This window comes from Microcystis sp. M061S2 (assembly GCF_020245605.1).
Lineage (GTDB): Bacteria > Cyanobacteriota > Cyanobacteriia > Cyanobacteriales > Microcystaceae > Microcystis.
In genome coordinates this window covers 108,091-133,041 of the sequence record NZ_JADBUP010000042.1, presented here as the reverse complement: position 1 = coordinate 133,041, position 24,951 = coordinate 108,091, and the positions used below count along the sequence as shown (strand labels likewise).

Sequence of the window (24,951 nt, the reverse complement as noted above, 5' to 3'; positions counted from 1 at the left end):
AGAATCTGGAAAGGGGGAACATCAGGACTGGGGAACTGCGGAAGGGAAAAATATGTGTAATTAATTTTGCTTAGGTAGTTATTCCTTGCTGGCAAAAACAAGTAAAAAATCCCCCTTGTAGCAAGAGGGAAGATAAAACCCGTTTAAGGTAATTGCTGTGATCATTAATTGACAATATTTAAAGGAGATTGATTGAAAAATGAACTAGAAGTTAAAAACTTAAAGAGGGTTTTTCCGTGGGCAAAGAAGCTAGAGATTGCATGATATGATAGGCTTGACCGCGATAGGTAACGGCTACCTGTTTCTGAATAGTTTGAACGACACCACGGTTTTTTAAATAGGGAACACCACGATAGCTTAAAATCATCGGACTGGAAGCAACGGGGGCAGTGGGATTTTTCTCGTAAACAATGCCGCGATAGGTTAATTTCATAGCTGTCTCTGGAGATAATTAGTGAGTTAGTAATATCTCCAGAGACAGCGAAATTAATTCCAGAAAAGCTCAACTTTTTTGTAGGTAAATATCCTACCAAGAAGACCCGCGATAGCGCATTTCTCGACGCAGAGCATAACGACGGGCAAAATTGGGAACATCGCCCCGATGACCTAATAAAATCACCGTATCGCCTTGCTGTAGAATGGTGGAATTGTCGGGATGGGCGATGACACGACCATCAAATTGACGCACAGCAACGATAATAAAAGCACCCTGTCCCCGCACTTCCATCTGACTGATGGGTTGTCCCAAAAAGGGCGAATCGCTTAAAATCGAGTATTCTTCAAATTGCAGGTCGATATCGGCTAATAATTCGTTAAGATTGCGCCTACCTTCATCTTCCTGTAAAAAATCGATTGCGGCCGGATGGGTGATTAAATGGGCCATTCTCTCTGCTCCAATGGTAGCAGGTAAGACCACTTGATCGGCCCCGGCTAGTTTTAATTTTTTCTCGGTGCTGGGATATTCTCCCCTGGCGATAATGTATAGTTGCGGACTGAGTTCTCTTGCGGTTAAAGTGATGAAGACATTTAAGGCATCATCAGGCAACACCGTCGCTAAAACTCGCGCTTTGTCGATACCGGCTTTCTGGAGAATACTTTCATCGGTGGCGTTACCATTAAGAGTTATGTAACCTTTTTCCTGAGCTAATCGGATGCGCTCGGGGTTATTATCGACGATAATAAAGGATTGGGCTGTTTTTGCCAATTTAGTCGTTAGGATGCGTCCTATGCGCCCAAAACCGCAGATTATGACGTGATTTTCTAAGCATTCCATCTCTTTATTCATCCGGCGATCGCTAAAAGCTTTGTTAATTTCTCCCTCGGTGAGCATCTGAAAAAACCCTCCCACCACATAAACGGCCGAGGTGGTCCCACAGACGATAACTAACATGGTAAAAGCTCTCAGACTGGGAGTGTTAATCGGTTTAACTTCCCCGAAACCCACCCCAAATATGGTAATTATCACCATATAAACGGCATCAAGAAAACTCCAACCGTAGGCCATATAACCGATAGTTGCCCCGACTACCGTAGCGAGAAAAAAACTCGCCCCGATGATAATCCTTTTCAGTGAACTTTGCATCGATTTCCGTGACCTGACCATCTAGCCATTAGCTTACAGCAGAATCGAGGAGACTCCGAGACAGGAGGCAGGAGGCAAAAGGCAATAGGCAAAAGGCAATAGGCAAAAGGCATCCCTTCTCCCTTCTCCCCAATTCATAATTCATAATTCATAATTCATAATTCATAATTCCCTTGAGACTTGACATTGGGGACAAAAATGAGCCGAGCGTCCACTTAATTTAATTCTGGCAATAGTTGCACCGCAAAGACGACAATTTTCGCCAGTACGTCCATAAACCCAGGCCATCGCCCCATAATTGCCATTAACTCCCGTAACGTGGAGAAAATCGCTAAAACTGGTGCCGCCTTCAGCGATTGCAGTTTCCAATACAGAAATAATGTTTTTTGTCAATAAGTCTATTTGCTCAATTTTCAAGAGATTAGCGGCAGTTTGGGGATGGATACCACTTTTAAAAAGAACTTCATCTGCGTAGATATTGCCAATTCCTGCCACCACATTTTGATCGAGGAGAAAAGTTTTAATCGGACGACGACTTTTTTGAGAGTGACTATAGAGGTAATCGGCGGTAAAATTGCGATCAAAGGGTTCCAATCCCAGTTTTTTCAGACTGGTAATCACGCTTTCTGGGGTTTTATCGGCGGCAATCCACCAAATTTTCCCGAAAGTGCGGGTATCGACAAAGCGCAATTCTTGCTGATTAGCAAAAAAGAAGCGTAAGCGCGTATGAATCGGCAGGGGAGTGGTATCTTTTACCCAGAGCAATTGTCCGGTCATACGCAGATGAACCCCGATACTGCTACCATTATCTAAATTGGCGAGGAGATATTTGCCTCGGCGCTGCCAATTGGTAATCGTGGTCTGAGCAATTCCTTGCAGAAAAGTTGCCTCGCAATTAGGATAGGCTAGGGTACGCTGTAATAATACTTCCCCACCGATAATTTTTTTGCCCTGGGTAACTTGATTTAACCCGCGACGCACCGTTTCTACTTCTGGCAATTCTGGCATATAAGTGATTGAACAAAATTAAGTTCTTGGTTAGGGTAGGCAAAAGGCAAAAGATAGATAAACAGAACTTTTCATCGGGAAACGACACCAGATTAACGTCAATTCTAATTTAACTTTAACATTTCAATGGTATCAATTATTTCCCGTTCAAAACCGACTTGAGCGCGATTAGTTTTACCACCAATATAAAAGCGATCGCCCGATTGTAAAGCCCAAATTTGCGAATGGGAAAAGTAACTCATTACCACTCCCATCATCAATAAAGCAAAACCTAAATAGACGATAGGCACTCCCGGATCTGCCTTAATTTGTAAACCTGTACTGCCGACTAATTCGACTATTTTTAGATTAACTCCATTGATAGGAATCGTCATTCCTTCTCGTACAGCAGAGGTTAAATCTCCCTTAGCATCATAGACAATTACCGTACCTTGTAGATCTCTGGTTAAAAGAGAAACTCCCTCACTAAGATCGGTTTTAGTCGGGATCCAAGTTCCCCAGATTTGTCCATTACCTTTGGTGTCTAAACTAGCCATCGGTAGCTGTAGAATCGGACTATTATTCACCTGTACTTTTACCCCAGCAATCCCCCAACTGGTTTGATAAAAAGTCACCCCTTTATGGTGCAAAGGTTGGTTAACTTGAATGGTTTTGCGATCGATCTCCTCTCCTTGATTATCGATCACCGACAAATCAGAATAGAATTGTTCTACGTCACCTTTAGGACTATAATCAATCCAAAAACGATTAACTTTAATCCCCCAATCCTTAGGGAGAGAATTTTTAGATAAGGGTCCAGCTTCAATAATATTTTTAACCTGAAAACTATCGCCACTAGCTACCATTTCTTGAGCGAAAAACCCCGTTAACGCTCCCCAGATCGCTCCCGCTAAAATAATTAACATGGCTGCATGAACGATAATCGGACCGATTTTACCGATCAGACCTTTACGAGCATAAAGACTGTTATTTTCTAGAAAAACTTTGTAGCCTTTTTTTTCTAATAGAGGGGTGAGGGATTCTAGGGAACCGGTTTCTAATTCAGCACTTAAAGCTAGTTTTTGAAATTGGCGAGATTGTTGATAAAATTGCCAGTTTCTGGCCGCCTTTAAAGCGGGGAATTGTCGTCGGAAGGTGCAAGCGGTTAAACTGGAACCAAAGAGAATTAATAATGATAGATACCACCAAGTGCTATAAACATGATTTAATCCCAATAGTAATAAAACTTTCCAAGTCAGAAACCCAAATAAAGCGGGTTTCTCAGGATAATTAACTTGGTAGAAAGATAGAGATTGTCCCTGTTCGATTACTGTCCCAGAAATGCTAAAAATAGCGATTAAAAGTAAGAGGATAATTGCCAATCGCAGATCGGCAATAGTCTGGATAAATTTACGTCCCCATTGGACCGGTCTATTCTTTAAATTTGAGGAAGTTTCCGATATAGTCATAGTTAAAAGTTTTGCAATTCTAGCCAATTATCCATTGTAACTCTCCACCATCACAGCAGACGGGATAATAAAGAAAAAACTCCAAAACCGATTAATAAAACCCCACTGACAGGATTAATCCACCCGGACCATTGACGCAGAGAAAGAAAGCTTTTCAGCGAGGCAGTAAAAGAACCGACGATAATTAAGGGTAAAACATAGCCAGCAGTGTAGGATAACAATAATCCCCCTCCTAAGCTTAAATCCCCCGTATTTGCCACCCATGCCAATAGAGTTGCCAGAACTGGTGTACTACAAGGAGAGGCGATTAAACCAAATGTTAAACCGAGAAGATAGGAGCGCAAAATCGGGGGAAAATCGCCGGTAATCCAATCGGTAGCGCCAAGGGAGGGGAAGCGCAGGGGTAATAATTCCAAGAGGTTTAACCCCATCAAAATAGCGATCGCACTGACGATAATTGGTAAACCGATCCCCACCTGTCCATAGACTTTTCCTAAAGTAGCGGCAATTAGTCCCAATCCCGCTAAGGTGGTGGCTAATCCCAGGGAAAACCATGTGGACTGCCAAAAAGCCGCTAAACGACCTTGATTTTCGTAACCCCCGATATAAGCGACGGTAATCGGCAACATCGACAGCATACAGGGGGTAAGACTGGTGAGTAAACCGGCTAGAAAAATCACGGCAATACTGACAAAACTAAGGTGAGTTAGTTGGGAAGTTACTAAGCGATCGGCGTATTGTTCAAGGTGATAGAGTTGAGTCTGTAATTGGTCTAACATATTGGGGAATTTTTCAGGCTAAATTTGGCTCATTTCTAGGATATTACCATCGGGATCACCGACAAATAATGCCTTTCTACCCGAGGCACTCATTTGAATTGTATAACCTTGACTTTCTAGATAGTTACCCATGGCTGTCACGTCATCAATAGCGAAGGCAATATGAGGATTGCGTCCCCATTTTTCGGGATTGGGACGGTAGTTTTGGTAATTGGTATCGACAATTAAATGAATTTGATAATCTCCCACTTGATACCAAACCCCATCGTATTGAAAAGGGCGATCGATTCTAGTCAATCCTAGAACATTTTCGTAAAAGTTAACAGCTTTTTCTAGATCGGTGACTAAAATCCCCGTGTGTAAGGATTTTGTGATGTTCATAGTTAATATCTGACTCGCGGATCGAGCCAACTATAGGTTAAATCGGCAATTAAGTTAAAGATAACAATTAAAATCGCATAGATAAAGGTAATCGCCATCACTACGGGGGTATCACTGCGGGAAATAGAATCGATTAATAAAGCACCGATTCCCGGCACACGAAACACTTGTTCTGTAACTAAAGCACCGGTAAAAATTGAGGGAATATCGAGAGCAATTAGGGTGACAACGGGGATTAAAGCATTGCGAACTATATGCTTAGTGAGGACAGAAAAATTAGTTAGTCCCTTCGCTAAGGCAGTTTTAACGTACTCTTGGTGAATTTCTTCGGTTACGGAAGAACGCACGAAACGCATCAACATCGCCCCCTGATATAAGCTTAATACAGTTACGGGCATAATTGACTGTTTAACCTGCTCGACCAAACTATTAAAATCACTGATTTCTAGGGTACTGTTATAAAAAGATGGTAGCCAGTTTAACTGCACACTAAAGATAATTATTAATAATAATCCCGTCACAAAGGTGGGTAAAGAAAAGCCAAGCATCGAAAAAGTAGAGATGATTTTGTCTAACCAAGAATAGCGCTTGACTGCTGAAATTACGCCTAAAGGAAAAGCAATTAAAACCCCGAAAATATAGGCAATACCGACAATCCAGAGGGTTGTGGGTAAACGCTGCCAAATGAGGGTAAAAACTGGGCTGCGACTGGTGAAAGAATAGCCCATATCTCCTTGAAGAAATGCTAACAACCACTTGACATAACGCACGGGAAGGGGTTGATCTAATCCGAGACTTTTGCGAATATTTTCTCGCACCGCTTCTGTAATAGCAGGATTAGCGGCAAATTCCCCCATCGGATCCCCCGGCGCTAGGGCCAAAATGCCAAAAACCACCATACTAATAGCTAAAAGAGTGGGAATCGAAAATAATAATCTTTTCAGAAAGTATTTCAGCATTTATTTACTACGCTTCCAGTCTTTGATCTTCCAAGTATTTCTATCCCAGGGAGTTAATTCAAACCCTGACAAACTATTGCTAATTGCCACCACATCGGCACGATGAACTAGGGGAATAATCACAAAATCATTAATTAACATATCATTCATTTTAATCCCTATTTCTCGCCGTTTTTCTGGGTTTAATTCTTGACTAAAAGCTTGCCATAATTTATCGTATTCAGGATTACAATAACGAGCATAATTATCCCCGGCCCAACCATCAGCTTTTTGGGGAATTTCGCTACAGGTAAAGGTTTTAAAATAGGCTTTCGGATCGGGACTATTATTACCGGTAGTGTACATTTGTAGGTCAGCATAAAACTTTTCTACCGTGTCATCGTTAGCAGGATCGCTAGAAAAGAAAATACTGGCATCAACAGTTTTTAATTCTACTCCTACCCCGATCGCTTGTAAACTTTGTTTGATAATTTCTTGGGTTTTTTGACGGAGAGGATTGACAGTGGTTTGAAAAACTAATTTCATTTCTACCCCATTTTTATCCCTAGTGCTATCACCATTACTATCTTTCCATCCCGCATCATCTAGTAATTTATTAGCCTTTTCTAGATTAAATTCATAGCTAGTATTGGGCGAATTATATTCCGATGGCATCACAATAAAATTAGGAGTTGTTTTCCCAGTAATACCATAAAGCTGCGTGGCAATAGTATCTCTATCAACGGCTAAAGATAAAGCTTCTCTTACTTTTACATCACTCAAAAAAGGATGGGGAAACTTAATACTAGACCTCTCACCTTCAGGAGTAGCTTGATTAGGATCACTCAGATTAAATAAAACTCGTTCAATCAAAGAACCGAAACTAGATATTAACTGACCCCGACCCGCTTTTTCTAAATCACTTAAAACCTTGGCCTCTACTTGCAAATTATAGGCATAATCTGCCTCCTGTGTCTGTAAAACCGCTCGTGCCGCCGAAGTTGCATCACCTCCTCCTTTTAATTCTATTCTTTGAAAACCTAACTTATCCGCTTCTCGAAAGAAAGAATTTGGTTCATAAACTGCCGTATCTCCCGGTTTAAATTCTACCACTTTATAGGGGCCAGTTCCCACCGGTAATAAATTAGCAGGGGCCTGGCGTGCCGTTTCATTGCTATACTTTTCATAGAGATGTGCTGGTAAAATCATCCCTTCTGTCCCCACAAAAACTAATGACCAAGCGGGATTAACTTGCTTAAAAGTTATTTTAACTGTATGGGGATCGATCGCTTCCACACTTTTAACTATTTCATAATTGCCAGCGCTAGTAGAACCAGTTTTCGGATTGGTAATAAAATTATAGGTAGTGATGACATCTTTGGCAGTAAAAGGAGTACCATCTGACCATTTAATATCTTTTTTTAGCTTCCATGTCACCGATTTACCATCCCGGGCAACTCCCCCATTTTCAATAGTAGGAATTTCTGCCGCTAAAAAAGGAACTAATTCCCCCTTTTCATCGAAACTAGCCAAAGGTTCTAAGGTAATGCGACTCGCTTCTGAGTCTTTAAATCCCGTGGAGAGATGGGGATTTAAAATCGTCGGTGCTTGCCAATATAAAAGTTTTAAAGTTTCTGAATTATTATTGGTCGTTGCCGGAGGATTATTAGCTGTTTGTTGACGACAAGCACTAAAAAGCAGCGTACAACTAAGGGATAAAATTAACAGGGGCAAGAAAAGCGATCGCTTAAACATTTTTAATGACAATCAATAATTCAACAGGGTGACTTAGGTGATTCCCTACCCCACCAATAACAAGTTATCAGACATTGAGTCTTGATCTCGATCGATTAATTGATTATTTGCCTTTATCCATTCCTAGTCAAGTTATCGAGAAAAATAGTTAAATCCCGTCAAATTCCCCTAAAACTTTCACCTCTGGTTCTAACCAGAGGGACCAGCGATCAAACACTTGTTCCTGCACATGGCGAATTAAACGCAGAATATCCGAGGCTTTTGCTGAACCAATATTCAGGATAAAATTAGCGTGTAATTCTGATACTTGCGCCCCACCAATTTGATAACCTTTTAATCCCATTCCCTCAATTAAAGCCCCGGCAAATTGCGGTTTAGGATTGCGGAAAACACTACCACAACTAGGACGATCATAGGGTTGGGTACTTTTGCGATGGCGTAAATTATGGGTAGTAATTGCCATTATTTCCTCGCAATTATCGGTAGCTTCTAACTGAAATGTGGCTTCGATAACTAAACGTTGATCCCCTTGCAGAGAAGAACTGCGATAACTATAATTTAAATCTTCTTTGCTTAAAGTTTCTAACTGACCATCGGGATTTAATACCAGCGCCCGCACTAATCGATCCGCCACACAGGAGGTATGCGCCCCCGCATTCATCACCACAGCACCCCCCACCGTACCGGGGATACCCACCGCCCATTCTAAGCCCTTCCAGCCCCTTTTTGCCGCTCTCCAAGCTATTTTTGGCAGGGGTTCCCCCGCCGCTGCTGTAATCGTAGCAGTTTCGGCATCAAAACAACTCGATCGCAGATGGCGAGTATTGAGGACAAGTCCGGGTAAACCTCGATCGCTGATTAGTAAATTTGAACCAGCCCCCAAAACAGTCAAGGGTAAATCTTGCGATCGCAACCAAGCGAACACTTCTCTTAATTCCTCTAGATTAACTGGTTCGGCATACCACTGCGCTCTTCCCCCCACCCGGTAGGAAGTGAAATCAGCTAGAGAAACAGAGGTTTTAATCATAGGGTTTTAGGGGTTGGAAATTATAAATTATGAATTATAAATTATGAATTATGAAGTAGGGAGAGGGGAGAAGGGAGCGGGGAGCGGGGAGAATAAATAAAAATAATCTCCTGAATCCTGTCTCCTGACTCCTGACTCCCGACTCCTATACTCTAACTGCTAATTGTTCGCGGTAAAGAGAGAGCATTTCGGGGATAACTTGATTGAGATTGCCGGCGCCGAGGAACATGGCTAGATCCCCTGGTTGGAGAATTTCTAGCAGGAATTGACCTAAAGAACTCAATTCAGGGTGATAGTAGGCGTTTTTATGGTGTTTTCTCACCTGTTCGACTACTTGCTGCCCGGTGATGTGATCGATATTCACTTCCCCGGCACTATAAATATCCGTTAAGACTACCACATCGGCGGAACTGAAAGCGGAGCCGAATTCCTCTAAAAAGGCAGTGGTGCGACTGTAGCGATGGGGTTGGAAAATAGCGATCGAACGTTGGTACTGTTTGCCTTCTACCTTCAATTTTGCCGCCGCTAACGTGGCCAACAATTCGCTAGGATGATGGGCATAATCATCGATAAAAGTGATGCCGTTTGCCTCTCCCTTGTGTTCAAAACGGCGTTTTGCTCCGGCAAAAGTAGCGATCGCATCGGCAATAACAGCAAATTCTAAACCGAGATAACGTCCGATGGCCACCACTGCCAAAGCATTACTAATATTATGTTGCCCCGGGATTTTCACCTCCATTTGTCCCAGATAACTGCCTTTTTCCCAGACGGAAGCTTTCATCATTCCCTGTTCATAGATAATCTCGCTGACGGTGTAATCGGCACCTTTTTCGGGATCGAGACTATAACTGATTGTCGGACGGAAATGCTCGGCGATCGTGTCACAATCTAAACAAGCGACTAAAATCTGGCACTGATTGGCGAATTCATGGAAAGTATCGATAACTTCGCTTAAATTCTGGTAATGATCTGGGTGATCTAGCTCAATATTAGTGATTACGCCGATTTTCGGGGCGTGCTTGGTTAGGGAACCATCGGACTCATCGGCCTCTGCCACCAAAAAACGCCCTTGACCGAGACGAGCGTTACCTTCCCAAGCGTCCACCTCACCACCGACAATGATCGTGGGGTCTAATCCCGCTTCTAACAAAACGTAACCGATTAGGCTGCTAGTGGTGGTTTTGCCGTGGGTGCCAGCGACGGCGATACTGTCGTAATCAGCGATTAAAGCCGCTAAAACGTCGCTACGGTGAAAAATTGGGTATCCTAAGTCTCTGGCCGCTTGATATTCCTTATTATGGTCATTAATCGCCGTGGAGCAGATTACTTGCGGAACTGTTTGGCTACTGTTTTGAGGGACCGGAGAATGAAATACAGCTAAATTATTGGCCTCTTGACGGTGGAAAATGTGCGCTCCCGCTCCCTGTAGCCGTTGGGTGATATGAGTAGGACGTAAATCGGAGCCAGACACGGGTAAATTGCGCTTGGCTAAGATATAGGCGAGGGCTGACATCCCAATACCGCCAATACCGATAAAATGGAAAGGTTGGCCGTTAAAATTAACTTTTTTCACTGTTTTCACTCCTCAGACCCACGATTATATAAGTTTTAAACTCGATCGGTAGTAAAGTCAACTTCATGATAGGGGCATTTGAGCAGAATGCCAAAATGTTGCCCAGTCACCTTGCAAAATCCTTGACGCAGAATTAAAATTTTTTCTCCCAATTCCTTTTTTTACCGAGCTTTGCCAAACGTCCCAAAAATCGGTAAAACCCTACACCCCACAAGCTGCCCCCACGAACCTAATTAGGGCAGCCATTCCAGTAAAATTCCCACGGAGCTATCTTTACGAGCGCGGGAATTTTGGGCTTGAATATCGGCGGCTAAACGTAAATTAGAGGTAATCGCATAACCAACCGAAAGAGTAGTCAATCCCACCTCGTTATCACCACCGGGGGAGATAAAACTCTGACTGACGGTGATATCTGCCGCCCCCGTGCGAGAAAGGGCTAATTTGAGCTTTAATCCTAAGTTAAGCCCATCGGTGCTGTAATTTCCTGTCTGAATGTAACGATAGCCCACCATGGGAGCTAGATTGACATAATCACCCAAAGGGAGGAGATAGTATTGTAAATTTCCTCCTATTGCCGTCCTTTTGCCGTTAAAAGCCGTCTGATAATCGCCGCTTAGGGTTAAACTGGTTTGACCGAAAAACACATCTTCTACCCCCAAAATCACGCCACTGGAATTATCGGTAGAAGGAAACTCTGCATACCCTAAACGGATACGAGTGCGAAAACTAGGATCGCGGCGAATATCTTCGGCGATATCGGGTATTTTTTCTAACCAACGCTCTAAAACCGGGCTTTCTTGCCGAATTTTCGGATCTAAGTCTAAATCCGTTTCTGCCCACACAGCACCACTCGCCCCCCATAATAAACTAAGAGCGATCGCATTTACAGAACAGCAAGAGAGCTTAAACATGATCTGCATTATACCTATTAGCTGTCACATCGGTCGGCGGTCGTCAGGAGTCAGTAGCCGGTCGTCAGCAGTCAGGTGATAGGGGTTTAGGGAAATTTCAGCCAAATGCTCCACTACCCCACTTCATAATTCATAATTCATAATTCTCCGGCACTCCCCCAAAGGTTACAATCAAAAAAGATCAGATTCTCCGTTATTCTTGAGAGGACGGGGGCAGTAGGAGCAGCAATAGTGGTCAGAATATTAAAACTTTCGCAATTAAGTAGCGCGGAACGGGCAAAACTTCAGAAAAGAGCCGAGTTAGATATTGATAACGCCCTCAAAGTCGCTCAAACGGTGATAGAAACCATCCGCGAACGGGGAGATGCTGGCGTTGTGGACTATGTGCGGCGTTTTGACTACGAAGGTGCGACGGTAGAAAATATCAAAGTCAGCGAGGCAGAATTTGAGCGGGCTTTTCAGTTAATTGAACCGGAAGTAAAAACTGCCATTGAACAGGCTTTCCGGAATATTCAAGAGGTACATCGTCGCCAAATGCCGGAAGAAACACTACTGGCAGAAATTGAAACCGGTGTCTTTGCCGGCGAAAAAATCTCTCCTATCCCCAATGTGGGTTTATACGTTCCCCGGGGCCGCGGCGCTTTTCCCTCGATGATGTTAATGTTAGCCATCCCGGCAATGGTGGCAGGAGTGGAAAGAGTTGTCGTTTGCACTCCCCCCGATAAACAGGGCAACGTGGAGCCGGTTTCTCTGGTGGCGGCGCAGATGGCTGGAGTCAGAGAAATTTATAAGTTAGGGGGCGTACAAGCGATCGCCGCTTTGGCTTTGGGAACAAAAAATATCAAAAGGGTTGACAAAATTACCGGTCCGTGCAGCGTCTATGGGGCGGCGGCCAAGCGGTTACTGTTCGGTACTGTGGATGTGGGTTTGCCGGCCGGTCCAAGTGAGTCGATAGTTTTGGCCGATGAGTCCACCGATGCCCGTTTAGCGGCCTTGGATTTATTAATTGAAGCGGAACACGGGGCGGATTCGGCGGCTTTATTAGTCACCCACTGTGAAGATTTAGCGATCGCTGCTAGTGAATATGCACAGGAATACCTGCAAAAACTCCCAGATTGGCGACGGGAATTTTGTGAGGCGGGTTTAGCCGCCTATGGGGGCATAATTTTAACCGATAGTTTGCAGCAATCCCTCGATTTTGTCAATGAGTACGCCCCGGAACATCTAGAGGTTTTAGTTAGTAATCCTTTTGCCATTCTGGGCAAGATTAAAAATGCTGGCGAAATTCTCCTGGGAAATCATACTCCTTCCTCTATGGCTACCTACGCCATCGGAGTCAATGCTGTGCTGCCGACGGGAAGTTTTGCCCGTTCCTATTCGGCGGTTTCGGTTTATGATTTTCTCAAGCGCTCTACTTTGGCTTATGTCACCCCTGAAGGCTTTGAAAAGTTAAAAGAAACCACGAAAACTTTAGCCGAGTACGAAGGTTTTCCCGCCCATAAATTAGCAATTCAACACAGGGAAATTTTACTCTAAATACAGGGAATAGGAAACAGGGAATAACTTAGATATGTAGGCAAGCTTATTTTTTAAATTCAGAACGTAGGTTGGGTTGAAGCATGAAACCCAACGCCCGCATGGGTTACGCTACCGCTAACCCATCCTACAAATAATTGTGCCTCCCTACTTAAAACACCTGAAGAAATTGCCAAAACTTACTCATCTTTGAGCTTAGAACAAGTTTATGCAACAATTTTGTACTATTTGCATGAGCAAGAAAAAATAACCAATTATTTAACCGAATTGTCTAAGGTGTAATCAGCAAGACTGAGGGAAAGTAAGTTCGGTAGCGGTTGACATCTCTCGTTAATAGGGACATGGCAGTGACAGCAGCGTGAGCGCCGATGTAGAAATCCGGTAAGGGAGAACGTCGCTCACCTCCACGACGACGATATTCCAAAAAGCTTTGTCCTGCTAAAAAAGCTGCAGCATAGGGTAAAGAATCTCGGCGAAAGAAGTCTTCTGGTAGGGCTGCTTCTACCTCCTCGGGTTGATTAAACCCGATTGAGATTTCTGCATAAATAATTGGGTTAATCACTAAATTTCCTTGCTCCGCATAGTTTGTGAGCATTTGAGCCGACCACTCAAACCATTGCGGGTCTTCGGTTACAACATCAAGAATGACGTTGCTATCTACCAGAATGTCGGTCATGAGTCACGGGTCGCTTGCATGATGTCGTTGGTTGTTAGACGGCTAGTTGCTTTGCCACGGATAGCGGCAATCAGTTGCTTTCCCCGGCTTAGGGTTCTAGGCTTGCGAATTTGCAAGATATCCCCAATCACTTCCAGCTGGATTTCTGTACCGGGTAACAACCCAAGCTTTTCTTGAATATCAGGGGGAATAGTGATTTGTCCGTTAGGGCTAATTTTCATGGTGTTTTTCTGCATATACTAACAAATAATCGGAAGAGTCAGTGCCACTGGCTGCTTGACCCCCCCCAAACGTTTACCTGGGAATAACTCTGATTTATTATCCTGTATCCTATTTGGTACTATGATAAGAGCAGAGAATCAGGCAAGCATTTTATGAAAAAAGTAATTGTTATTTTAATTCTGGGTTTTCTGAGCGAACAAATATCAATAAAATCACCAATTTCTGGCAATCAAACCCTCAATAATTTAGCCGTAGCTAACAACAATAATCGTCCCAAATTTCGGTGCGATGGTAGAACTCACTGTTCCCAGATGACCTCCTGTGCAGAAGCGACTTTTTTCTTGAGAAATTGCCCCAATGTCAAAATGGATGGAGACGGTGATGGAGTTCCCTGTGAAAGTCAATGGTGTGGAAAAAAATCCTCAGAAAAATGTTGGGAAAGTTTTCCAGATAACTAATTTTGGTTCTTCACCCCAATTCTCTCATTTAAAGAATTGGGGTAAAAACAATTAAGAAGCAGTAATCACGGGAGAATTAAGATATTGATAATTCCAGTCCGATTGTTGCCAAACGCGACCATCAAGGGCAATTTGTTCGATTAAACTAGCTAATCGTAAAGCTTTTAAAGCTTGTTCCCCACCGACAGAAGGTTGGTCCCCACCGCGCACACAATGAACAAAATGTTCTAATTCCGCGTGTAGAGGTTCAATATTGCTGGTATAAACCTTTTCAATTAAACCATCTTGACGGTAGAGAACTTGACCGTAATCGGTGCTATAGTTAGCGGTGGTTTGCCGGTGAATGAGGATTTCATTATTGAGAAAATCCGCTTCCGTGAGAGAATTTTTACAGTGGGCCGCTAAACGGCGAATCTTACGATGAGTCACCTTACTAGCGGTTAAATTAGCCACCACTCCATTACTAAAACCAAGGGTTGCAGTGACATAATCGAGATAACCAGAATCAGTGGCAGCGCGACTACCACTAGCGGTTAATTTCACCACGGGAGCGGCGACTAACTCTAAAATTAAATCTATATCGTGGATCATTAAATCTAACACCACCGACACATCATTAGCGCGTTGGGAATAGGGACTCATGCGATGGGACTCAATCGCTAAAATCTCCTCGGTTTTCAAGACCTTCGATAACTCTTGGAAAGCGGGATTAAAACGCTCGATATGACCCACTTGCAGAATACAATCGTGATCGGCTGCCGCATTGACTAAAGATTCCGCTTCACTAATACTAGCGGCGATCGGTTTCTCGATCAAGGTATGTACTCCCGCTTGCAGACAGTCCATCCCGACTCGATGGTGTAACCGCGTGGGGACAGCGATACAAACCGCATCTACCCTAGGTAAGAGATCTAAATAATTTTCAAAAAAACGGACTCGGTATTTACTGGCAGTTTCCAGACCCTTTTCGACGTTGACATCGGCCACCCCGACGAATTCCACGTCTTTTAATAAACTCAGGATGCGACTATGGTGTTGTCCCATGTTACCGACCCCGATAATCCCGACTTTAATCGGTTTGAGTTGATTTCTGTTACCCGGAAAGTTTGCTGGTTGATTGGACATGAATTTTAGACTCCTGTGTTCACACTCCTCACACCACTTGATTAAATTAATCAAGCTGATTTTGTCGATTAATTACCAAGATGGTATCATGGTTATCCAGATTCTGACACGATGTCGGTGTCAATGGGGGTTCTGAGAAGATTTTCTGATTTCATCTCGCGGTTTTTACTCCTAAATGCTTATCAAAACATCGTCCCTTAGTAGCGAGGACTACATTCAGCTAAATTTTAACTATGGACAATTCAACGGATTTTAACTCCTTACGGGGATTAAGTGTTTTTTTGCTAGGAATGATGGGATCTGGCAAATCCACCCTGGGAGAGTTGCTTTCCCGACGGTTACAATATCGTTTTTTTGATACAGATATATTAATAGAAAGGGTCGCGGGAAAGAAAATCAGGGAAATTTTTGCCGACGAGGGAGAAGCGACTTTTCGGGAGTTAGAAACCCAGGTTTTGGCCGAATTATCCTCTCTGACTAAAACTGTGATTGCCACCGGGGGAGGGATGGTTTTAAAACCGATGAATTGGAGTTATCTTCGTCACGGTTTAATGATTTGGTTAGATGTTCCTCTCGAAGTCTTGGTTAAACGTTTAAAAAAAGATACCTCTCGTCCCTTGCTTCAGTCCACTGATTTAGAAAGTAAACTGGAATTATTATTAGAACAAAGACGAGGACTTTATGCAGAAGCAGATCTTCGGATTGTTGTTTCTGACCTAGATAGACCTACTGATATCGTTGAGAAAATTTTAACAGCAATACCGACGGTGATTAAAGATTTTCATCCAGAAAGAGACAATAACTAATGATAGCAGCTTCAATTTTTGATTTACCTGAACTAATTCCTGACCGAGAAATTCTGGAAATTTTAGCCCAAAGTCAGGCTATTCGTCTGGAAAGAATTATTTCCACCGGTCAAACCACTCCCCGGGGTCAATGGTACGATCAATCTGAGTTTGAATGGGTGATTTTATTACAGGGATTTGCTGAGATTAGTTATGAAGATGGCAGCCAAGTTAATCTGCAAGCGGGGGATTATCTGCTGATTCCTCCTCACCAAAAACATCGCGTCGAATTTACTAGCAATAATCCCCCTTGTATTTGGTTAGCTATCCATTATCGCTAGTAAAATATAGTTTCTAACTATTGCCAGCGATCGAATAAATCGGTTAAAACTAGATTAGAAAACAAAAAACCTTCGGGGTCGCTTAATCTGACCCTGCTATCCCCCTCAATTATTACTAAATTACGCTGTTTATGCGGCTCTAAGACCTCTAAAATTGCTTTTTTGATTTCCGAACCAAAATTAGCTTCAATCGCGGGTAAACTCACACCTTCTGCTAACCTTAACCCTAGCATTAAGGTTTCGAGAAGATCATCGATAAAACTATTTTTCTCCACGTCAATTGGGCAGCCTTCTTTTACCCAAGCGAAATAGTCGCGACTTTTGCGCGGACGGGTAAAACGTTGTTGATGAAGATAACTAGCAGCCCCCATACCAAAGCCATAATAGGGACGATTTTCCCAGTAAACTCGATTATGTCGGCATTGATAACCCGGTTTAGCATAGTTAGAAATCTCGTAATGTTGATAACCGGCTAAAGCTAGTTTTTCACCGGCTAAAACATACATTTTTGCCGTGGTTTCATCATCGGGTAAGGGTTTTTTCCCCGGTTGATACTGTTTACCGAAAGGAGTAACCGCTTCTAAGACCAAATCGTAACAGGAAAGATGGGCCGGTTGCAGTTCGATCGCTTTTTCTAGGGAATTTTCCCAATCTGTCAGGGTTTGTTGTGGCAATCCTGAAATCAAATCCAAACTATAGTTAACTATTCCCAATCCCTGAATTAATTCCACTGCCTGATAGATATCCTTAACAGTATGCGATCGACCAGAAACCTGTAATAATGGTTCTTGAAAAGCCTGTACTCCTAGACTAACCCGATTGACTCCCGCGCTAAGATAACCCTGTAATTGTTCTAAACTAAAGGTAGCCGGATCAATCTCCATAGAAATCTCTATATCGGCCGCAAAATCAAACTTTTTGGCTAAAGTATCCAGAATTGCTCTTAATAATTCCACCGGTAATAGGGAAGGAGTCCCCCCCCCAAAAAAAATTGTTTCTAGGGGTTTCCCCGTCCCCTGACTAAGGCTAATTTCTTCTTGTAATATTTCCACATACTCCACCACAGGGGGAAAAGTCGCCGGATTGGTGCGATTACCGACGACAAAAATCGGGAAATCACAGTAAAAACAGCGCCGACGACAAAAGGGAATATGAATATAAACCGAGGTTACGGGGTGAAAATAGGGCATTAAAGCAGTTATCAGTGAACAGTAATCAGTAATCAGTGAACTCATACAGCCTTTCTCGTCAAGGTGAGGTACAGACTAAGCCTTGCTAATCAAGTATTTTAGCTGCAAGAACGAACCTCATCTATCTGAGAAACGCTGTAACTCGTATCTGATGACTGATAACTAATAACTGATAACTGATTCAAGGCTGACTCCCAACGGCTATAATTTCGTTTATCTTCGTTAAGATGTATTATGGCTGGGGAGAACATCTCCTAGAATGAAAGCAACTTTCCCGACACAAATTAGGAGAGGCCCACGGATATAATGTAAAAGTATCCATACTCATTATTTTTCTACCGTCATTCCCCTCTATCCCCTCTGGTATTATCCCCATGCTTGATGCTGTCATAATTTTACTATTCGTCTTCGCTGTTGCCAGTATTGGTTATAGTGGTGTGGACTTGCTGCCGGTTGCTGTCCAGTCGCAAATCAGCAATATTGAAGCTTTACGCTGGTTATCGGCGGGTTTTGCCTCAATTATTGGTTTAGCTCTTGGTTTAGTTGCCCAAACTACCTATCGTCGTCTAGAAACTCAAGTACGACAAACTCCGATCGAAGTTATTTTAACCCGTTCCGTCGGTCTAGTTATCGGTTTGTTAATTGCGAATCTGATCTTAGCTCCGATTTTCTTCCTACCGATTCCCAGAGAATTCTCGTTTATTAAGCCGATAATCGCCATTTTAGGCAGTATTATGTTTTCCTATCTGGGGGTTAGTTTAGCTGATACCCACGGTCGCACTTTTTTGCGTCTGATTAACCCCAATAGTATGGAATCAATTTTAGTGGCAGAAGGAACCCTGCAAGCGGCCGCCACCAAAGTTGTGGACACCAGTTGTATTATCGATGGTCGTATCGAACAATTGTTAGACACAGGATTTATCGAGGGACAGATTCTCATTCCCCAATTTATCCTTCAGGAATTGCAACAGTTAGCGGATGGCAGTAACGACCAAAAACGAGTCAGAGGAAGACGAGGATTAGATATCTTAAACCGGATGCAGCAAGAATTCCCTGATCGCATTATCATTCATCCCGCCGATTATGAGGATATTAGCACCGTAGATGCTAAATTAGTCCATCTTGCCCAAGAAATTAACGCCACCTTGCTCACGAACGATTATAATCTCAGTAAAGTGGCCAATCTGCAAAAAGTCACCATCTTGAATGTCAACGATCTCGCCCAAGCAGTACGCCCGATCTACTTGCCTGGGGATACTTTGGATCTGAAAATTCTCAAAGCAGGAAAAGAACCCACCCAAGGCATCGGTTATCTAGAAGATGGCACGATGGTGGTGGTAGAAGAAGGGAAAGATTATCTAGGGGGAGAATTGCGGGTAGTGGTGACATCTGCACTGCAAACCTCGGCCGGACGGATGATTTTTGCTAAACCCCAAAATTCCCTAATTGCCTAAAGGTAATAAAACCCAAAAAAGCCTCAAATACAGAGCCAGAGGGGATTGTATTTGAGGTATTTTATTTTTTAAGGGAAGTTAAGTCACCAATCGAACTATCTAGCCAATTGATACCTAATTAAGCTGGTTTATTGATTACAGCCATGGACTGACGAGCAAAACCGAAATAACTATCCCAGAATTGTTTCTGACTATCGAGGGCAACTTTGGTGGCGGTTTCTTGGGCGGTTAGATAGGATTTCACCCATTCTTGTTGATATTCGAGGGATTTAACCAAAGTTTCCGGAAACTCAAACACTGGTGTAGTCGAGGGAAGACCATTACCCCAAGCGGACAGAAGCATTTTCTGCCATTCGGCTAGGTATTTTTGGTATTCCTCAAGATAATTGGTGTTCATAGAAGTCAAACCGCTAACTAGCCCATCTGGACGGAGATGGTGAGAAAGTGGGGCGGTGTTGCCACCTTCTCGAAAGCAAAAACCGTGACGAGATAAAATATAGTATTCCATCCCTTTCTTATATTATAACCTGAGTTTGCGATCAGCCCCAATCTTTATGCGATCGCCCTAGGCTGGTCCTATTTTTTGGTGACTCGGAACTGACGCTAAAATAGTCCTACTCTAGCCATTTTCTCCCAACTATGATCGATCGCCCTATTCATGTAATTGGTGGAGGATTAGCGGGGACTGAGGCGGCGTGGCAGATAGCCCAAGCAGGTATTCCCGTGATCCTGTACGAAATGCGCCCAATTCGCTCTAGTCCCGCCCACCATAGCCAATTTTTAGCCGAATTAGTCTGTAGTAACTCCTTTGGTGCCATGGCGGTGGATCGCGCCACCGGGTTACTCCATGAAGAATTACGACGCTTAAATTCTCTAGTTATTGCCCAGGCCGATCAGCACAGTGTCCCCGCAGGAGGGGCTTTAGCGGTCGATCGAGGGGTCTTTAGTCGAAATTTGACGGAAATCTTGGCTAACCACCCTCTAGTCACCTTAAAACGTCAGGAGATCACGGAAATTCCCCGGGATGGTATCGTCGTTTTAACCACCGGACCGTTAACCAGTGCTGCTTTGGCCGCGGATCTGCAAAATTTTGCCGGCCTGGACTATCTGAGCTTTTTTGATGCCGCTAGTCCGATTATTCTAGGGGAATCTATTGATCAATCGATCGCTTTTCTGGCCTCCCGTTACGATAAAGGTGAGGCCGCCTATCTCAATTGTCCCATGGATCGGGAACAATACCTGCATTTCTGGCAAGAACTAAAACAGGCAGAACAGGCAGAATTGAAGGATTTTGAGCGAGAAAATGCCAAATTTTTCGAGGCTTGTCTGCCAATCGAAGAATTAGCCTGTCGGGGAGAGGATACCATGCGTTTTGGTCCCCTGAAACCGGTGGGATTAGCGGATCCCAGATATCCGGATCAACGTCCCTACGCAGTTATACAGTTGCGAATGGAAGATAAAGCGGGGCAATTGTGGAATATGGTGGGATTTCAAACTAATTTAAAATGGGGTGAACAAACACGAGTTTTCCGTCTGATTCCGGGGTTAGAAAAGGCCGAATTTGTCCGCATGGGGGTGATGCACAAAAACACCTTTATCAATTCTCCCCAGTTATTATCCTCCAGTCTCCAGTTTAAATCGCGACCGACGCTGTTAGCGGCAGGACAGTTAATCGGCACGGAAGGCTATACGGCTGCGGCTGCTGGGGGATGGTTAGCGGGAACTAATGCCGCTCGTTTAGCTTTAGGATTAGAAACGGTGACATTGCCAACCACAACGATGATGGGGTCATTATTTGAGTTTATCAGCAGTGCCGAACCGAAACATTTTCAACCGATGCCGCCAAATTTTGGCATTTTGCCGAATTTTACCAGAAAAATCCGCAATAAACGGGAACGTTACGGTCAATATGCCGAGCGCTCTTTGCAGGATTTAGAAGCATGGATGAATCAGCTAAAAACTCCCTGTCTCGTCTAACTGTCAATCGCTAAATCGATCGCCCATAATAGAGAAGGAACCTATTTCTTTCTCTATCGCTATGCCAAACCCCGATTTTTTCCCTCCCCAATCCTACAGTCAAGAGGATGTGCAGGAAATTCTCTATTTGGCTATCTCCCGTCAAGGGGATAAGGGAGAAATTACCCGCCAACAGTTGTTAGAAATTGCCGACGATTTAGCCATTGAAGTTAAAGACTTAGAAGCGGCGGAAAAGGACTGGCAAGATTCAAAAATGCTCAGTTATAAACGGCAAGAATTCGATCGCTTTCGTCGCGAGGAGCTAAAACATAAAACCGTTCGCTATCTGATTATTAATAGTTTTTTTATTATCATTAATTTAATTAGTGCGGGAACAATTTCTTGGGCAATTTATATCTTTTTGCTGATGGGTTTACCTCTTTCTCTCTCCGCTTGGAAAACTTTTCAAAATCAAGGTATTGCCTACGAAGAGGCATTTAAACGCTGGAAAATTAAGGAGGAAATGAAAGAGTCTTTTACCAATCTTTGGACACAAGTTAAAAAGTTTTTACAGTTTTAATTAACAAAAAATAACACTGCCAATACCAAAAAGAAGATTCAATACAGTGTTGTTCCTGCCAACTTAAGTGTAATATAATAATATTAATCCTACATGAATTGATCGCTTTGTTCTATGTCCGAATCAGCTGCTGGAATTTCTGTTTCCAAACCCCAAAATATCTGGAAACGACAAGTTAAAGTCAATCTGAGAAGTCTCTTTAGTACCCTGGGAAAAGCCACTCTTAACGGGGCATTTTTGCAGTGGGATGATCTGGCCGAAAATGGAGTAGAAGTTTTAGATGCTCTTGGTTTAAGTCGGACTCCGGGGGAATTAGCGGGTTTATTAATAAGTCAATCGCTAATGAAAGCGATGAAAGGATTACTTAAAAGTAATGCTGATTTACTGCCCCAAGAAGTTGAAAAGCTGGCTTTAAAAGAACTTTACACTGAGATTACCGACTCTTTACAAGAGCAGGAATTAATTCTCGATCGAGATTTTTTTGAGCATCCCGAAAGATTACCTATAGTCGCACCAATCCAAGCAGCTTTTTTACAGTGGTTAACAACAAATAATTTAATCAGTAATTCCCAGGAAGCACAGAGCCTAAGTAACCGTTTACCAGCTTATTTTGTCTCAGCATTGCAGGAACAATGGAAAGATAAACGAGATGAATACAGTCTGCTTTTAGATGAAATCGACACTCCTTTTAACAATGCTTGGAAACGAGAAAGAGGCTGGTTACATTATCGAGCTTGGTTGCAAAAACAGATCGATGAACCTATTTTTTGGGAAGCTTTTAGTTTAAAGCAAATTTATGTACCTCTACGGGGATTTTATGAAGAAGAAGAAATAAAAGCCACCACAGACAAAGATGACCATCGAGAGCCATCATTTAAACGCATTGTTATCAAACTCCAAGAGCAGTTAGAAACATGGTTAGAAGCGGCAAAATCCGATGATGCTATCCGTTTATTGACCGGTGGGCCGGGTAGTGGAAAATCGTCCTTTTGTAAAGTATTTGCTGCCCAACAAGCTCGCTTAGAAAAACAAGTTTTATATATTCCCTTGCATCGCTTGAGTTTCTCCACCGATTTAGTAACAGCAGTTAAAACTTTTGTTCAACATGACGGTTTTTTACCAGAAAATCCCCTAGAACCGAGCGATCAAGATTTACGGTTACTAATTATCTTTGATGGCTTAGATGAGCTATCTATGCAGGGAAAAATCGCCCAAGAAGTCGTCCAAAATTTTATTAATGAAGTACGAGATCAGGTCAAAAGTTTTAATAACAATAAAACCCGTTTACAAGTGTTGATTAGCGGGCGTGATGTGGTGGTACAATCCAATAAAAATAATTTTAAAAAACCTCAGCAAATTATCACTATTTTACCCTATTGGGTTGATAAAAGCGATAATTTTAGCGATGACGATAACTTATTAAAAGTCGATCAACGTCATCAATGGTGGCAACAGTATGGGCAAGCTAAAGGGAAAAACTATGCACAATTACCGCCGGAATTATCGGGGGAAAATTTACAAGAAATTACCGCTCAACCGCTATTAAATTATCTTATTGCTCTCACTTTTGAACGAGACGAGGTTCAATTTTCCCAAGAAACTAACCTCAATAATATTTATGAAAATTTGCTCAAGGCAGTCTATGAGCGAGGTTATGAAAAAAATAGTCCAGGCCACCGGGCTATAGAAGGGATTACAGAAAAAGATTTTGTGCTAATTTTAATGGAAATTGCCCTTTCCTGTTGGCATGGTAATGGTAGAACCACCACCGTGAGAGAGATTGAAGAACATTGTGAAAATAATGGCTTAAAAAATCTCCTAAAAAATTTCCAAGATAGTTTTCAAAGCGATTCCCAAGGGAGTATCACCCGTCTTTTAACAGCCTTTTATTTTCGAGAAAGTGGCGATTTACGAGGCAGCGAAAAAACCTTTGAATTTACCCATAAAAGTTTTGGTGAATATTTAACTGCCCGCAGAATTGTTGACCGAGTTAAGCAAATTCATAAGAAATTACAAGACAGTGAAAATGATTATGACAATGACTATGATCCCAGACAAGCTTTAATCGCCTGGGCGACTTTATGCGGACCGACGGCAATAGATGAATATCTTTTTAGTTTTGTTGTCAATCAAATGCAATTACAGTCCCCTGATGAAGTGAAACAGTGGCAGAAAACTCTGGGTGATTTAATTAAATATCTTTTGGTCAAAGGAATGCCGATGGAGGGTTTAAAAAACCGCCCCAATTTTCAGGAGGAAATGCGACAGGCACGCAATGCTGAGGAAGCTTTATTAGCGGTATTTAATGCCTGTGGGCGAGTCACCAAAGAAATTTTTTCCATTCAATGGCCTTCTCCTGAAGCTTTCGGCAATTGGTTGGCCCGTCTTCAGGGACAAAGAATAGATTATAAGCATATGTTTGTGTTAGATTGCCTCAGTTTTCTTGATTTACAAAACTGTCTGTTGATACATCGAGATCTTGGCAGGGCAAATCTTGAAAGGGCAAATCTTGAAGGGGCAAATCTTGAAGGGGCAATTCTTAAAAGGGCTAATCTTGAATGGGCAAATCTGGTCGGGGCAATTCTTGAAATGGCAATTCTTGAAATGGCAAATCTGGTCGGGGCAAATCTGGTCGGGGCAAATCTTGCAGGGGCAAATCTTGAAGGGGCAAATCTTGAAGGGGCAAATCTGGTCGGGGCAATTCTTGAAATGGCAATTCTTGAAATGGCAAATCTGGTCGGGGCTAATCTTGAAGGGGCTAATCTTGAAGGGACTAATCTTGAAGGGGCATATCTGGTCAGGGCAAATCTTGCAGGGGCAATTCTTAAATGTGCTAATCTTGAAAGGGCAAATCTTGAAAGGGCAAATCTGGTCGGGGCTAATCTTGAATGGGCTAATCTTAAATGGGCAAATCTTGGAGGGGCTAATCTTGAAAGGGCTAATCTTGAAGGGGCATTTCTTGATTGGGCAAATCTTGAAGAGGCTAATTTTAAAGATGCTAACGTCAAAGGGACGATTCTCGATACGGAAGTTAAAACCGAGTTTCAGTGAATACAATCACCTCATCCACCCGAAGAAGGTAGTACCCAAGAAATCGCGCGGGTTGGATTCCACTTTACCTTATATTTCGACAGGCTCAATGTAAAGGTTATGATGTTTATGCGTTTAGGGGCTAAAGGAGAAAAATCATGGTACATTGGTCACTAACTGGATCATCATAAATAGA

24 protein-coding genes are annotated in these 24,951 nt (G+C 42.8%); 8 read left to right on the top strand and 16 right to left on the bottom strand.

Features of this window, described 5'->3' with window-relative positions; translation table 11 throughout:
- Positions 1-211: 211 nt before the first annotated feature.
- The 11 genes from IM475_RS08165 to IM475_RS08115 all read right to left on the bottom strand — a co-directional run bounded on the left by IM475_RS08165 (position 212) and on the right by IM475_RS08115 (position 11,411).
- The gene (locus IM475_RS08165; RefSeq protein ID WP_287727245.1) at positions 212-433 is read right to left on the bottom strand and encodes a DUF4278 domain-containing protein; all 222 of its coding nucleotides are present in this window, start codon (positions 431-433) and stop codon (positions 212-214) included.
- 93 nt (positions 434-526) lie between these two features.
- Positions 527-1,582, bottom strand: coding sequence for a potassium channel family protein (locus tag IM475_RS08160; protein WP_287659763.1), 1,056 nt, complete (start codon positions 1,580-1,582; stop codon positions 527-529).
- Positions 1,583-1,744: 162 nt separating this feature from the next.
- On the bottom strand, positions 1,745-2,590 hold the full coding sequence (locus IM475_RS08155; RefSeq protein ID WP_287659761.1) for a DNA-formamidopyrimidine glycosylase: 846 nt from the start codon (positions 2,588-2,590) through the stop codon (positions 1,745-1,747).
- Between the two features lie 104 nt (positions 2,591-2,694).
- Entirely contained in the window at positions 2,695-4,038 is a 1,344-nt protein-coding gene (locus IM475_RS08150) for a cytochrome c biogenesis protein (protein ID WP_287727244.1), read from the bottom strand.
- Positions 4,039-4,088: 50 nt separating this feature from the next.
- Positions 4,089-4,817: a cytochrome c biogenesis protein CcdA gene (locus tag IM475_RS08145; protein WP_002736734.1), complete on the bottom strand. Its 729-nt coding sequence runs from the start codon at positions 4,815-4,817 to the stop codon at positions 4,089-4,091.
- An 18-nt stretch (positions 4,818-4,835) separates the two neighbouring features.
- Positions 4,836-5,198 (bottom strand): VOC family protein, encoded by a 363-nt coding sequence (locus tag IM475_RS08140; protein ID WP_287659758.1) that lies wholly within the window; start codon positions 5,196-5,198, stop codon positions 4,836-4,838.
- 2 nt (positions 5,199-5,200) lie between these two features.
- Positions 5,201-6,157, bottom strand: a complete 957-nt coding sequence (locus IM475_RS08135; protein WP_287659757.1) for an ABC transporter permease — start codon at positions 6,155-6,157, stop codon at positions 5,201-5,203.
- Positions 6,158-7,891, bottom strand: coding sequence for a peptide ABC transporter substrate-binding protein (locus IM475_RS08130; RefSeq protein ID WP_287727243.1), 1,734 nt, complete (start codon positions 7,889-7,891; stop codon positions 6,158-6,160).
- A 148-nt stretch (positions 7,892-8,039) separates the two neighbouring features.
- Positions 8,040-8,918 (bottom strand): UDP-N-acetylmuramate dehydrogenase, encoded by an 879-nt coding sequence (murB, locus tag IM475_RS08125; RefSeq protein ID WP_287727242.1) that lies wholly within the window; start codon positions 8,916-8,918, stop codon positions 8,040-8,042.
- Positions 8,919-9,063: 145 nt separating this feature from the next.
- Positions 9,064-10,491, bottom strand: a complete 1,428-nt coding sequence (gene murC / locus IM475_RS08120) for a UDP-N-acetylmuramate--L-alanine ligase (RefSeq protein ID WP_287659754.1) — start codon at positions 10,489-10,491, stop codon at positions 9,064-9,066.
- A gap of 233 nt (positions 10,492-10,724) precedes the next feature.
- A complete protein-coding gene (locus IM475_RS08115; protein WP_287659753.1) occupies positions 10,725-11,411 on the bottom strand; it encodes a hypothetical protein in 687 nt (228 codons plus the stop codon).
- Between the two features lie 222 nt (positions 11,412-11,633).
- Here IM475_RS08115 and hisD point away from each other — a divergent pair, with 222 nt between their 5' ends.
- Positions 11,634-12,938, top strand: coding sequence for a histidinol dehydrogenase (gene hisD, locus IM475_RS08110; protein ID WP_079207808.1), 1,305 nt, complete (start codon positions 11,634-11,636; stop codon positions 12,936-12,938).
- A gap of 271 nt (positions 12,939-13,209) precedes the next feature.
- Here the strand turns inward: hisD and IM475_RS08105 are convergent, their stop codons facing one another.
- Complete coding sequence (locus tag IM475_RS08105; RefSeq protein WP_287659752.1) at positions 13,210-13,614, bottom strand: type II toxin-antitoxin system VapC family toxin; 405 nt, start codon at positions 13,612-13,614, stop codon at positions 13,210-13,212.
- Complete coding sequence (locus IM475_RS08100; RefSeq protein ID WP_223212298.1) at positions 13,611-13,835, bottom strand: AbrB/MazE/SpoVT family DNA-binding domain-containing protein; 225 nt, start codon at positions 13,833-13,835, stop codon at positions 13,611-13,613. Before IM475_RS08100 ends, IM475_RS08105 begins: the two co-directional genes overlap by 4 nt.
- Before the next feature lie 153 nt (positions 13,836-13,988).
- Here IM475_RS08100 and IM475_RS08095 point away from each other — a divergent pair, with 153 nt between their 5' ends.
- On the top strand, positions 13,989-14,294 hold the full coding sequence (locus IM475_RS08095) for an excalibur calcium-binding domain-containing protein (RefSeq protein WP_287659751.1): 306 nt from the start codon (positions 13,989-13,991) through the stop codon (positions 14,292-14,294).
- 51 nt (positions 14,295-14,345) lie between these two features.
- Here IM475_RS08095 and IM475_RS08090 read toward each other — a convergent pair whose 3' ends face one another.
- The gene (locus IM475_RS08090; RefSeq protein ID WP_287659750.1) at positions 14,346-15,419 is read right to left on the bottom strand and encodes a Gfo/Idh/MocA family protein; all 1,074 of its coding nucleotides are present in this window, start codon (positions 15,417-15,419) and stop codon (positions 14,346-14,348) included.
- 233 nt (positions 15,420-15,652) lie between these two features.
- On the opposite strand from IM475_RS08090, the gene IM475_RS08085 reads away from it, so the two are divergent.
- Both IM475_RS08085 and IM475_RS08080 read left to right on the top strand, forming a co-directional pair.
- A complete protein-coding gene (locus IM475_RS08085; protein WP_287659749.1) occupies positions 15,653-16,225 on the top strand; it encodes a shikimate kinase in 573 nt (190 codons plus the stop codon).
- Positions 16,225-16,545 (top strand): cupin domain-containing protein, encoded by a 321-nt coding sequence (locus tag IM475_RS08080; protein ID WP_004266823.1) that lies wholly within the window; start codon positions 16,225-16,227, stop codon positions 16,543-16,545. The genes IM475_RS08085 and IM475_RS08080 overlap by 1 nt, the downstream gene beginning before the upstream one ends.
- 17 nt (positions 16,546-16,562) lie before the next feature.
- Here the strand turns inward: IM475_RS08080 and hemW are convergent, their stop codons facing one another.
- Positions 16,563-17,735 (bottom strand): radical SAM family heme chaperone HemW, encoded by a 1,173-nt coding sequence (gene hemW / locus IM475_RS08075; protein WP_287727254.1) that lies wholly within the window; start codon positions 17,733-17,735, stop codon positions 16,563-16,565.
- Positions 17,736-18,109: 374 nt separating this feature from the next.
- Between hemW and IM475_RS08070 the strand changes: the two genes are divergently transcribed.
- On the top strand, positions 18,110-19,189 hold the full coding sequence (locus tag IM475_RS08070) for a PIN/TRAM domain-containing protein (protein ID WP_287727241.1): 1,080 nt from the start codon (positions 18,110-18,112) through the stop codon (positions 19,187-19,189).
- A gap of 118 nt (positions 19,190-19,307) precedes the next feature.
- On the opposite strand, the gene IM475_RS08065 is transcribed toward IM475_RS08070, so the two are convergent.
- The gene (locus tag IM475_RS08065; RefSeq protein WP_002778592.1) at positions 19,308-19,586 is read right to left on the bottom strand and encodes a hypothetical protein; all 279 of its coding nucleotides are present in this window, start codon (positions 19,584-19,586) and stop codon (positions 19,308-19,310) included.
- A gap of 242 nt (positions 19,587-19,828) precedes the next feature.
- Here IM475_RS08065 and trmFO point away from each other — a divergent pair, with 242 nt between their 5' ends.
- From trmFO to IM475_RS08050, 3 genes are all read left to right on the top strand, one after another.
- Positions 19,829-21,166, top strand: coding sequence for an FADH(2)-oxidizing methylenetetrahydrofolate--tRNA-(uracil(54)-C(5))-methyltransferase TrmFO (gene trmFO / locus IM475_RS08060; protein WP_287659748.1), 1,338 nt, complete (start codon positions 19,829-19,831; stop codon positions 21,164-21,166).
- 61 nt (positions 21,167-21,227) lie between these two features.
- Positions 21,228-21,725: a 2TM domain-containing protein gene (locus tag IM475_RS08055; protein WP_287727239.1), complete on the top strand. Its 498-nt coding sequence runs from the start codon at positions 21,228-21,230 to the stop codon at positions 21,723-21,725.
- A gap of 114 nt (positions 21,726-21,839) precedes the next feature.
- Positions 21,840-24,776, top strand: a complete 2,937-nt coding sequence (locus IM475_RS08050; RefSeq protein WP_287727238.1) for a pentapeptide repeat-containing protein — start codon at positions 21,840-21,842, stop codon at positions 24,774-24,776.
- The last annotated feature ends 175 nt before the right edge of the window (positions 24,777-24,951 follow it).